Genomic DNA, 12727 nt, shown 5'->3' on the forward strand with positions numbered 1-12727 from the left:
AAATATGAAATTATTTTTTTGTATTTTTATTTTTTTGTGTTATTTTGTTTTTATAAAAGAAAAAAGTTTCTTGTTTTTAAATAAATTAAATAATACCCGTTTATATGCAACACTCCCGAACTTATTAGCATATTCATTTCCACAAAAGCAACCAATTTTTGATCTCAACTATGATTATGCTGTTGTTAAAAGGATTAGTGATTTTTGATGACAAGATGATAGTTTATATCTTGAAGTTACGTTAAGTAATTTACAGAAATCAACTTTAAAAATAACATTATATGTTAATGGAATTATTAATTTACAGTATTATCAAAAAAAGATCAGCAACAATCGTTTTGATGAACATCTAGAACCATTGAGTATTAAGAAAATTGATTTAATTAATCACCTTAATTATTTTGAAATAAAATTATTAAATAATGAAAAGTTATTAATTCAAAAAGAACCTTTTTGCATAACATTGCTTGATTGTAATGATACCATTAAATTTAAAACTAATACTCGCAAAGGGTATGAAATGTTTGAAAGTTATCGTACCCCACCATTGGGATGAAAACTTGATAAAAGTAATGAATGACAACCATTTATGTCATTTTGGTTAATGAATGATGAAAAAATATATGGGTTAGGAGAAAAGTTTTGTTTTTTAGTTAAAAATGGGATTGAAACAACAATTTGAAATAGTGATAATTCTTGTGTTGCAAATCATGATTTAGGATACAACGGATTACCATTATTTTATTCAACCAAAAAATGAGGAGTATTAGTTAATACTGGTGAACAAACTAGTTTTGAAATTGGATCACCAGTAACTGATGCCATTAGTTTTCTTAGTTTTGAATCCTGTTTAGATCTTTATTTTTTTACGGGGCAAACAATGAAGGAATTAATTAATCAATACACGGACTTAACTGGTAAACCAACAGAAATTCCTGATTTAAGTTATGGAATATGATGCAATCGTTTGTATTATCATAATAAAGATGAATTGTGAGCAGAAGTTGAAAAAAGCAACAGGGCTAATTTTCCATTAGATGTTATTTGCTTAGATCCAAAATGATTAGAAAATCGTTATACAAAAAGTTGTAATTTTGAATATAACGAAAATGCTTTTGGGTCTTTTCAAGAATTATTTGCGCAATTAAAAGCAAAAAACATTGCTGTTTGTTTTTGAATAAATCCTTATTTACAAGCTGATAATAGTACAAATTGACAAATTGCCTTTAAAAATAATTATTTAGTAAAAACAACTGATGACAATTCATATGCGCATCCACTAACAGGAACAGAAACTTATCAAACAAATTGTGGGATTGTTGATTTTACTAATCCAGCTGCTGTGAAATGATATCAAGATGAATTACAAAAATTATTTAACTTAGGATTGCGTTTTATTAAACCAGATTATGGTGATGGTGTTCCACCTAATGCTTATTTTAGTAATGGATTAACGGGAAAAGAGTTTCGCCAATATTATCATTTTTTATATTGTAAAACAGCATATGATGCTAGTGCCAAATATTTTGGACCAAACGAGAGCTTAACTTTTTGTCGGCCGGGATATATTGGAACACAACGTTTTTCAGGGAAATGATCTGGCGATAGTTATTCAAATTTTACTGAATTAAAAAAATTCATTTAAATGCCGGGTTATCCTTAGGAATGAGCGGTGAAATGGCGTGAGGGACCGATATTGGTGGTTTTTATAGTGAAGAAGCATTTGATGAAGACTTATATATGCGTTGAACACAAGTTGGAATGTTATGTCCTTTATTACGTTTTCACGGAATTGGTCCGCGTGAACCATGAAATTTTTCGTCAAGGGTATTAGCTAATGCAATCAAATATGCAAAGTTAAAACGCAAACTATTACCGTATTTTAAAATGTGTGAATTAGAAGCAGTGACAACAGGGGTGCCAATTTTACGAGCAATGGTTTTAGAAAATGAGGATGATTCAATTGCACAAATAATTGATAATCAATTTTATTTAGGGAGTAATTTATTAATAGCTCCGATTTTAACACCACAAACAATGAAACGAGAAGTTTATTTACCTGCAGGAGAATGGTTTTTGTTTGGCCAAAAAGAAAAGAAATATCTTGGAAAGCAATCTTATTTATTGTCTTGTTCGGCAGATGAAATTTTGCTTTTTGTAAAAGGAAACATTATTATTCCAACTATTACAGAAGATAATTATCATTTTGAACAATTAGACACTGTTTCATTAGAATTAAATCTTTATGGAACATTACCATCAAAATACGAATTAAAGTTTAAACTTAACAAAAATTTAATTATAATTACTTATCAAAATCAAAAGTTTAATATTTCATCAAAGCACAGTTATGTTGTAAAATAGTTAATATTTCCATTTTTTCCTTTAAAAAAGAGTATAATATATGTGGTAATTATTTATTGCCATTATTCCACTTATACACTTAAATTAATACTTCTTGCTTAATACTCTAAGTAGAGGGACATAATTATGGAAATATCTATATGAGTAATAATCATTATTGCTGTTGCAATTGGCTTTTACTTTTTTGGATTTTTATGTGAAAAATATCTAAGATTTAAATTAATTAAAAAAACAAAGTTAAAAATAAAACAAGCTGAAGAAAAGGCAAAAAAAATTATTAATGCTGCAAAAGCAGATGGAAAAGTTGAAGCAGCACAAATTAGACAAGAAATGAATAATGAATTAGCTCGGAAACGAGAAGAATTTTTAGAAACGGAAAAGTTTTTAACAAATAGGGAGCGTTTAATTATTGAACGCGAAGAAGTATTACATAGTAAAGAGCAAGAAACGTTTCGGAAGAAAGAAGAATTACAAGGAAAGATTAACTATTATCAAGAACTAGTTGAACATAATCTTCAACAGCTTGAAAAAGTTACTGGTTATTCTCTTGAAGAAGCGAAAGATGTACTTTTTAAAGAAATAAGTGACCGTTACCAAAAAGAAATTGGTGAATTTTTAAAAAATGCTGAGAATACAGCAAAAATTAACGCCAAAGAAACAGCTATTAATATTGTTACTAGCGCAATTGAACGTTATGCTGTTAATATTGTGGCAGAAAAAACAACTACTTCTGTTTATTTGGAAGATGATAATATGAAAGGACGGATTATTGGGAAAGACGGCCGTAATATTCGAACTTTTGAAGTAGCCGCTGGAGTGGATCTAATCATTGATGATACTCCAAATGTTGTTCAAATTTCATCTTTTAACCCCATTCGCCGTGAAATTGCCAAAAAAACATTAGAAAAGCTATTAATTGATGGACGGATTCAACCAAATCGGATTGAAGAAACAATCAAGTTAGAGCAAGAAGAAATTGAAATGACAATTTTGGAAACAGGAAAAGAAGTTGTTGCTGAATTAGAATTAGATAATTTAGACATTGAATTAATTCGCCATCTAGGAATTTTAAAATACCGAACTAGTTATGGGCAAAATGTTTTATTGCATTCAATTGAAGTTGCTAAATTAACGGCAATGATGGCTAGTGAATTAGGTTTAGACGCAACGATTGCAATGCGAGCTGGTCTATTACATGATATTGGAAAAGCAGTTGATTTTGATAACGAAGGAAGCCATGTTACCTTGGGAGTTAAGTTAGCAACAAAATGTGATGAGAATCCAATTATCATTAATGCGATTGCTTCACATCATGGTGAAGTCTCTGCTAATAATCCATATTCAGTTTTGGTTTATGCCGCTGATACATTATCAGCAGCACGACCAGGGAGCCGTAATAATAATCTTGAAAATTATATTTCCCGTATGTCTGAATTAGAAAAAATCTGTCAAACAGTAGTTGGTGTTCAATCGGTTTATGCTTTACAAGCAGGACGTCAAATTCGTGTTATTGTTAATCCAGTTATTAGTGATGATGACCGTACACACAAAATTGCAATTGATATTAAAGAAAAAATTAAAAAAACAAAGGCAATTCCAGGGGACATTGTTATTACAGTAATTAGAGAGTTACGAATAACAGAAACTGTTATTTAAAAGAATAATTTTTTATTCTTTTTTTATGGAAATTTTAGTATTATAATTATTAGGAAAGATTTTGTTATAAAAAATAAAGGAGAATTAGTGATGATTGGAGACTTTTTAGCAAATCAATTGAAAAAATCAATTAAAAAAAATATGAAAAAATCAACTTTAACTAGTGATGCTATTAGTGAAACAATGCGTGAAATTAGATTGGCATTATTAGAAGCGGATGTTAATAATGAAGTGGTAAAAGATTTTATTAAGGCAGTAGAAACAAAAGCCCGCGGAGAATATATTTCCGATGGTTTGAATGCATCACAGATGATGGTTAAAATTGTTCATGAAGAATTGGTTAATATTTTTGGGAAAACAACGAAGGAATTATCTTTTGCTTCAAAACCAACAATTGTTATGATGGTTGGATTACAAGGGAGTGGGAAAACGACAACCACTGGTAAAATTGCCAAATTAGTGGAAAAAAAATATCAAAAAAAACCATTATTGGTAGCTTGTGATATTTATCGTCCCGCAGCAATTGATCAGTTAAAAACAATTGGAAAGAATCTAAATATTGAAGTATTTGAACGAGGAACACAAAATCTCGTTCAAACAGCGCAAGAAGCAGTTACTTATGCAAAAGAAAATAAAAATGATGTTATTTTAATTGATACTGCTGGTCGTTTGCATATTGATGCGGAATTAATGCAAGAATTAAAAGAAATTAAAAATAATATTACTCCTGATGAAATCTTACTTGTTGTTGATGGAATGACAGGGCAAGATATTATTAATGTTGCAACAGAATTTAATCAATTGTTAAAGTTAACCGGAGTTGTTGTTACTAAGTTAGATGGTGATGCTCGTGGGGGAGCAGCATTATCAATTACTCATTTAACCAAATTGCCAATTACTTTTATTGGTACTGGAGAGGGAATGAGTAGTTTACAAATTTTTTATCCCGACCGAATGGCAGATCGAATTTTGGGAATGGGGGATGTTCAAACCCTAGTTGAAAAGGCAAAAGATGTTTTAGATGAACGTGATATTAAAAAAACAATGAATCGAATGATGATGGGACAATTTGATTTACAAGATTTGTTAAATCAAATGCGACAAATCTCAAAAATGGGAAAAATGGGTGGAATTATGAAATTACTGCCTGGAATGCCAAAAATGAGTGATGAAAAAATTGCTGATGCAGAACGTAAATTAAAAGCAACAGAAGTCTTATTATCTTCAATGACAGTTAAAGAACGTCGTGAACCGCGGTTGTTAAAACACTTATCACGCAAAAATCGGATTTTAAAAGGTTCGGGGCGAACAGAAAAAGAATATAATGAGTTAATTAATCAATTTGAAAAAACAAAAAAACAAGTTGATGAGATTGCTCGCCAAATTAAATCTGGTCGTATGCCAAACATTCCAGGAATGGGTGGTTTAAGCGGAATGGGTTTTAATTAAGACAATATTTCAAAGTTTTATTATAAAAAATTGTGAATCAAATAAAAAAAGTTTAAGGACAATTAAATGTTGTAACTTAAACTTGTTTTTATTATTATTTAATTTCTTTCTTATTCTATTTTAGTTCTTTCTGCTATAGAAAATTCCATTCCCATTTTGGATAGGTTACAATAACTTGGACCATATTTATGTAGACTGTAAAAAAATAAGCTAAAATTATTAGGAAAGCAGGAATATAAAAATGGCAAAAAACCAGTACACCGATGAATTCAAGAAACAAATCGTAATGTTATATAAAAATGGTAAAAGTAATATTGAAATTGTTAACGAATATAAAATTTCAAAGGCAGTTCTTTATCAATGAGTAAAAAAATTTGAGAATTCTGGTTCTTTTAAAGCTAAAGACAATCGCTCTGTTGAAAAAAATGAACTTATTCAGTTGCGAAAAGAAAACAAACAATTACGAATGGAAAATGATATTTTAAAGCAAGCAGCACTGATAATAGGCAAAAAATAGTAATTATAAAAAATAACAAAGAAAAGTATAAAATTACTAATTTATGTAAAACACTAAAAGTTGCTAGATCAACATTTTATTATCAATTAAAATCAAATAAACTTAGTCAAGCCCAACATATTGATAATACTATTATCAGTATTTTCTTAAAAAGTAGAAAAAACTATGGTACAAGAAAAATTAAAGTTATGTTAGCACAACAAAATATTATATTGTCACGAATAAAAATTAGTCAAATAATGCAAAAATATAATTTAATTTCAAATTATACAAAAATTAAATATAAACATCATAATAACAAAGATATCACTTACAAATATAATAATTTGTTAAATCAAGATTTTGATAATTATAAATTACATGAAGTTGTTGTCAGTGATTTAACTTATGTTTGAATTAATAATCAATGATATTATGTATGTTTATTGATTGATTTGTTTAATCGTGAAATTATTAGCTATGATGTTAGTTCTCATAAAGATGCAAAATTAGTTGAGAGTACTTTTAACAAACTTAATTTTTCTTTAGAAAATATTAAAATATTTCATACTGACCAAGGAAGTGAATTTAACAATAGTACTATTTATAAACTTTTGACTAAGAACAATGTACAAAAATCTTATAGTAAACCTGGATATCCTTATGACAATGCAGTAGCTGAATCTACTTATAAAATTTTAAAAACTGAATTAGTCAAAAATAAAAAATTTAAAAGTATTGAAGAATTTAAATTAGAATTATTTGATTATGTTAATTGATATAATAATACTCGTATTCATAGCAAATTAAATTATTTATCACCAATCCAATATAAAAATCTTTACTCTATATAAAATTTGTCCAAAAAACCCTTGCCATTCCAAAGTGTGTTTTAATAAATGTGTAAATAAGATACTTTTAAATTAAGCGGTTTAATGATTAACTATTTTTAAAAATAGTCTAAAATTATTGTTAAACTGGTACCTAAAATAATATTTGGACATTACATTTTATTTTGCTTATTTTTTAAAACAATTTATAATATATTAGGAATAAACAAGAAAAAGAAAGGAATGTTATAATGGCATTACAATATAAGCGTGTTTTATTAAAATTGTCTGGCGAAGCATTAGGAAACCCTGATGATTTGTATGATTCAAAGAGAATTCATGATATCGCTAGACAAATTGTTAAATTACAAAGAGAAGGACTTCAAATTGCGATTGTTGTTGGTGGTGGCAATATTTGGCGTGGTAATCGTGCTGATAGTATTAATATGAATCCGATTAGTGCGGATTATATGGGAATGTTAGCAACCGTAATGAATGCACTAGCATTAGAAGCAGTCTTAAAAAATGAAGGAAGTGAAAATGTTGTTGTAACTTCAAAAATTCAAGTTCCAGAAGTAGCATCGCCATATTTATTTAAAAAAGCAAAAGCTGCTTTGGAAAAGGGAGCAATTGTTATTATGGCTGGTGGAACTGGCCAACCAAAATTTACAACTGATACTGCGGCAACAATTCGAACAATTGAAATTGATGCTGATGTTATGTTAATGGCAAAGAACGGTGTTGATGGCATTTATGACAAAGATCCGCGCGAAAATTCTGATGCAATTCGATTTGATAATATTAGTTTAAATGAATTACAAGAAAAACAATTAAAAGTGATGGACTTAACAGCATCAAGTTTAGCAATGGAAGATAATGTTAAAATTGTTGTTTTTGACATTAATGAACCAGATAATATTTATAAGGCAGCACACGGAAGTGCTCGTTCAACAGTTGTTACAGGAGGAAGAAAATAAATGTCACAAGAAATTATTAATCAAACAAAAGAAAAAATGACAAAAGTATTAGGAACATTTGAAAATGAATTAGTAAAAATTCGTACTGGTCGTGCTAATCCAAATATGTTAGCACATATTATGATTGATTATTATGGAACACTAACGCCAATTCATCAATTAGCAAATATTATGGTTCCTGAGGCGCGCCAATTAGTAATTAAACCTTATGATCGCGGAACAATTAGTTTAATTGTTATGGCAATTAATAAGTCAGATTTAGGATTATCACCAAATTCAGAAGCAGATTTAATTCGTTTAAATATTCCTCCTTTAACAGAAGAACGTCGTAAAATGTTAGTAAAAGATATGTGAAAAGAAGTTGAACATTTTAAAATTGCAATTCGTAATGAACGCCGCGATAGTAATGAACAAATTAAAAAAGATCCCAATTTAACCGATGATGATAAAAAATACTATGAAGGTGAAATTCAGAAATTAACAGATAATTTTATTAAACAGCTTGATGAAAAAGGGACATTAAAGGAAAAGGAACTAATGGAAGTATAAACTTTCATTTTTTATTATGCCAGATATAATAAATAATAGACAAAACAAGAAAGAGAGAACAAGGAATATGAATGTACCACAACATATTGCAATTATTTTAGATGGCAATGGTCGTTGAGCAACAAAACAAGGTTTAAAGCGAACAGCTGGTCATGAAGAGGGAGCAAAACGAATTAAAGAAGTTGCTTTAAAAGCAAATGCATTAGGAGTTAAATATTTAACACTTTATTGTTTTTCAACAGAGAATTGAAAGCGTAATAAAAAGGAAGTTGCTTATTTGATGGAAATGCCAGAACGATTATTAAATAATAAAGAAGTAAGTAATTTTAAAAATGAAAATATTGTTTTAAACCATATTGGTCGTAAAACAAAAATGCCAGCAAAAACGTTAGATGCTATTAATGACGCTATTAAGCAAACGAAGGATAACAATGGTTTAGTATTAACCTTTGCCTTTGATTATGGGGCAATTGAAGAAATTGTCACTGCTATTAACGAAATGTTAGTAGCGCAATTGTCTGAAGTTGATGAGAAAACTTTGTTTAATTATTTATATACTAAAAATCTACCAGCTGTTGATTTAATGATTCGTTGTGGTGGTGAACAACGCTTAAGTAATTTTTTACTGTTGCAAAATCGTTATGCTGAGTTATATTTTACTGATAAATTTTGGCCAGAATTTGATGAAAATGCTTTGTTAACAGCAATATTAGATTATAATAATAGAAATAGAAGATTTGGAGGGGTTAAAAGTGATGAATAATAAGCAAGATAATGTTCTTGTTGATGAAACAAATGCACCATCAGATACAAATGGTAATAATATTACCGTAACAAAGAAAGTGGAACAAAAAAAAGGAATGTTTCAAAAAAAATATGTTGCACGGCATATTACATTTTATGTTTTATTAATTTTTTTGGGATTATATTTGTTTACTGGGGCAATTGCAACAGAATGACAAGGTAAAGTTGCTCATATTGATATTGCTGATTATGTTTTTATTGGCATTAATGTCGTAATTTTGGGGTTAGTTAACTATGAGATTTTACGGTTAGTGGGGGGAACAAAGTGACCAATTTATACTCAAGTTATTACTTATTTATTAATGGTGTTTTTATTTTTATTTTCAGTTGAATCTGTTGCGGAAAATTATGGTGGAATCGGCGCTATTAATTATCCGTTTTATACTTTATTAAATTGAAATTGGTTGAAACCATGAATTATTTTTGTTATCTATTTATGTGCGATTTTAGTATATTATTGCCTAGTTTTTAGTTCAAAAGAAATTACCTTTGGTAAAATGACTTTAGTATTGATTTTTACGTTATATTTAATTTTTGCTTTTAAAGCAATGAATAAATTTATGTTAAATCCTGATTATGGTTGAAGCAGTGTTGTTTGATTAGCTTTAATTATTATTTTAACTGATACTTTTGCTTTTGTGGGAGGGGTTAGTTATGGAAAACACAAATTAGCACCAAATGTTTCACCAAACAAAACTTGAGAAGGAGCTGCGACAGGAACAATAATGGCGGCTGGAATTGCTATTACTTACGCTGTTTTAATGTTCAATTTAAACGAAAATGAAAAACACTGAGTTTTTAATTTCTTTTCAAATGATAATGATAAACATGTAATGCGTTATGTTATTTATGTTTTATTAGCTTTTGTGTTAAGTATTTTATCACAATTAGGTGATTTATCGTTTTCATGAATTAAACGTCGTTATGATATTAAAGATTTTAGTAATTTATTACCTGGCCATGGTGGGGTGCTAGATCGTTTGGATTCATTTTCGTTAGTATTTTTTGTAATGTTTATTATTTCAAATGTGGCATTGCAACGCTAATTAATGATGCGAGAACTTATTATTTTTGGGGCTTCAGGGAGCATTGGGCAACAAGCCTTACAGATTATAAAAACCAATCCAAATGATTTTATCCTTAGGGCGATTAGCGTCTATCATAATGTGACCGTTCTTGATGAAATATTACCAACATCACCAACAATTAAGATGGTTTATGTTGCTGATGCAACACAACAAGCAGCATTTACTGTTAAGTATCCAACAATTACTTTTGTTACTGAAGAAGCGGGTTTTGATCAAATTTTAACAACATTCCCATCAGCAATGGTTCTTAATGCTATTGGGGGGTTTGCAGGATTGTACCCAACTTTGCAAACATTGCAAGGATATCACCGTACCTTATTATTGGCAAATAAAGAATCACTAGTATTAGCGGGTGATTTAATTAATAACTTATTAGAAGAACATCAAAATCAGTTGTTTCCAATTGATTCTGAGCATTGTGCAATTTTTCAATGTTTAGAGCAAGATAATCCGGTGCAAGAGATTATTTTAACTGCTTCAGGAGGAATGTTTGCTGATAAAACATTAGCTCAATTAACAACAATTGATGAAAGCCAAGCTTTGTGTCATCCAAACTGACAAATGGGACAAAATATTACCATTGATTCTTCAACAATGGTTAATAAAGCTTTTGAAGTTATTGAAGCATATCATTTATTTAAAACAAAAAATATTACTGTTGTGTTGCATCCCCAATCAATTTTGCATTCAGCGGTGCAGTATGAAGATTACTCAATTTTAGCACAGTTATCACCACCATCAATGATTCAAGTTTTAAATTATTTTTTCTATTATCCGCTGCGGAAAAAAAATCCTTTATTAAAACCATTAGATTTTAGTGATTTAATTACTTTAACATTTCAAAAAGCAGATTTATCACGATGAAAGGCGCTAAAATTAGCTTATCGTTGTTTGAATGAAAACAACGCTTTGGCTGTTGCTTTTCATACAGCAAATGAACAGTTACGAGCGTTATTCTTAGCGGGAAAAATTAAATTTTATCAAATTGTTGATTATATTGAGTTTTTTATGGATAAAATTAAGCCACAAAAACTATTTAATTATCAGCAAATAAAACAATTAAATGATACTATTAAAAGAGAAATTATTAATTATTTTTCCGAAAAATAATGTTATGAAAAGGTAAGTTAGGAGTTGGTCGATAAATGTCAGCGGGAATGATAGTTTTAGGATTTGTAATTGGCATTATAATTTTATTAATGCTAGTTACAGTTCATGAATTTGCCCATTTTGTTATTGCAAAATTATCGGGAGCATATGTTTATGAGTTTGCAATTGGGTTTGGCCCAAAGATTTTTTCTTGAGGGAAAAAAGAAACGCGTTATTCAATTCGAATTTTTCCTTTTGGTGGTTATGTGTATATTGCCAGTGAATTAGTTGATGCGCCAAAAGGGCGCGAAGAAGAGGAAGTTTCAAAAGAACGAAAAATGGAGAACATTGCTAAATGAAAACGATTAATTTTTATTGTGGCGGGAGCTTTAATGAATTTTTTTATTGCTGTTTTCATTTTTACAACAACTTTTGCTGCTTTAAATGCCAAACCATCAGATATGACATATTGAGGAGCAAAATATGATGTTGGAGGAGCAGCATATAATGCTCTAAAAACAAGTAAAGAACCAATTGGACAGGATATTGTTATTTTAAATTATTGATTAGGTTTGAACCAAGCCACTCTTAAAGTGGCGCAAAATTATTATCGTAATCATGAAAAGGATGATGAAAAATATAATGAAGCTAATAAGATTTTAGTTAGTCATCTTGGAACTATTAATAATATTCCAAATTATCAAACAACAGTTTATAATTTTATCAATAATTTAAAAAAACAATATAATCAAAGCGATGAACATCAGAGCGCTAATTTTATTACATTAGATTTTGTTCGGGTGAACAATAAAAAAGAGGTAACAACCGATTCAAAGAATCGATTGTTTCAAACTGAACCAGTTGAATTAAAAATAACTGGCAGTACTTATACCGTTGGGATTCGTGCACCTGATCGCCAGTTTGCTACAACAGCACAGGCTTATGGTCATGGTTGACGTGAAACCTTTACTGAATCAGTAACAATTTTAAAATCATTTGGTTTATTATTTACTGGTCAATGAGGACAATTATCAGGACCAGTTGGAATTGCAAAAACAGTTTCTTCAATTTTAACGGAAGGACCGGCATTATTTTTTATGTATGTCGCAATGTTATCAGCAAATTTATTTGTTTTAAATTTAATTCCGATTCCACCATTGGATGGATACAAATTCTTAGAAACATTAATTGAAGGAATTGTTGGTGGTGGGAAACGCCTCAAAGGGCGTTTCCAAATTTGAAAACAGCGTCATAATCCAGCACAGCAAAAATTATTATTAGAAGAATATCAGGTAAAAGAACAAAATTGGCAGCTTCCGCACAAGGCAAAAATTATTATTAATGTCACGGGGGCAGTGCTTTTTATTTTATTATTTATTGGAATAACAATTAAAGATGTCTTTTTTTAAAGAAGAGAGATAGATT

12 protein-coding genes are annotated in these 12727 nt (G+C 29.3%); all 12 read left to right on the forward strand.

Annotation, left to right across the window (positions count from 1 at the left end; all coding sequences use genetic code 4):
- The first annotated feature begins 70 nt into the window (after positions 1–70).
- Positions 71–1645: a TIM-barrel domain-containing protein gene (locus tag ACOBWH_RS02775; RefSeq protein ID WP_424526944.1), complete on the forward strand. Its 1575-nt coding sequence runs from the start codon at positions 71–73 to the stop codon at positions 1643–1645.
- A 20-nt stretch (positions 1646–1665) separates the two neighbouring features.
- A complete protein-coding gene (locus tag ACOBWH_RS02780) occupies positions 1666–2364 on the forward strand; it encodes a TIM-barrel domain-containing protein (protein ID WP_424526945.1) in 699 nt (232 codons plus the stop codon).
- A 126-nt stretch (positions 2365–2490) separates the two neighbouring features.
- Positions 2491–4020, forward strand: a complete 1530-nt coding sequence (gene rny, locus ACOBWH_RS02785; protein WP_424526946.1) for a ribonuclease Y — start codon at positions 2491–2493, stop codon at positions 4018–4020.
- Positions 4021–4107: 87 nt separating this feature from the next.
- Positions 4108–5469, forward strand: coding sequence for a signal recognition particle protein (gene ffh / locus ACOBWH_RS02790; RefSeq protein WP_424526947.1), 1362 nt, complete (start codon positions 4108–4110; stop codon positions 5467–5469).
- A 241-nt stretch (positions 5470–5710) separates the two neighbouring features.
- On the forward strand, positions 5711–5986 hold the full coding sequence (locus ACOBWH_RS02795; RefSeq protein WP_424526948.1) for a transposase: 276 nt from the start codon (positions 5711–5713) through the stop codon (positions 5984–5986).
- A 32-nt stretch (positions 5987–6018) separates the two neighbouring features.
- Complete coding sequence (locus tag ACOBWH_RS02800; protein ID WP_424527367.1) at positions 6019–6819, forward strand: IS3 family transposase; 801 nt, start codon at positions 6019–6021, stop codon at positions 6817–6819.
- Positions 6820–7046: 227 nt separating this feature from the next.
- Positions 7047–7772, forward strand: coding sequence for a UMP kinase (pyrH, locus tag ACOBWH_RS02805; protein WP_424526949.1), 726 nt, complete (start codon positions 7047–7049; stop codon positions 7770–7772).
- Complete coding sequence (frr, locus tag ACOBWH_RS02810; protein ID WP_070406573.1) at positions 7773–8321, forward strand: ribosome recycling factor; 549 nt, start codon at positions 7773–7775, stop codon at positions 8319–8321.
- Positions 8322–8388: 67 nt separating this feature from the next.
- The gene (gene uppS / locus ACOBWH_RS02815) at positions 8389–9084 is read left to right on the forward strand and encodes a polyprenyl diphosphate synthase (protein WP_424526950.1); all 696 of its coding nucleotides are present in this window, start codon (positions 8389–8391) and stop codon (positions 9082–9084) included.
- A complete protein-coding gene (locus ACOBWH_RS02820) occupies positions 9077–10171 on the forward strand; it encodes a phosphatidate cytidylyltransferase (RefSeq protein WP_424527387.1) in 1095 nt (364 codons plus the stop codon). Before uppS ends, ACOBWH_RS02820 begins: the two co-directional genes overlap by 8 nt.
- A gap of 3 nt (positions 10172–10174) precedes the next feature.
- A complete protein-coding gene (gene dxr / locus ACOBWH_RS02825) occupies positions 10175–11323 on the forward strand; it encodes a 1-deoxy-D-xylulose-5-phosphate reductoisomerase (RefSeq protein ID WP_424526951.1) in 1149 nt (382 codons plus the stop codon).
- A gap of 35 nt (positions 11324–11358) precedes the next feature.
- Positions 11359–12711: a site-2 protease family protein gene (locus ACOBWH_RS02830; protein ID WP_424526952.1), complete on the forward strand. Its 1353-nt coding sequence runs from the start codon at positions 11359–11361 to the stop codon at positions 12709–12711.
- Positions 12712–12727: the final 16 nt, after the last annotated feature.

The organism is Spiroplasma endosymbiont of Glossina fuscipes fuscipes (assembly GCF_049669535.1).
Lineage (GTDB): Bacteria > Bacillota_I > Bacilli_A > Mycoplasmatales > Mycoplasmataceae > Spiroplasma.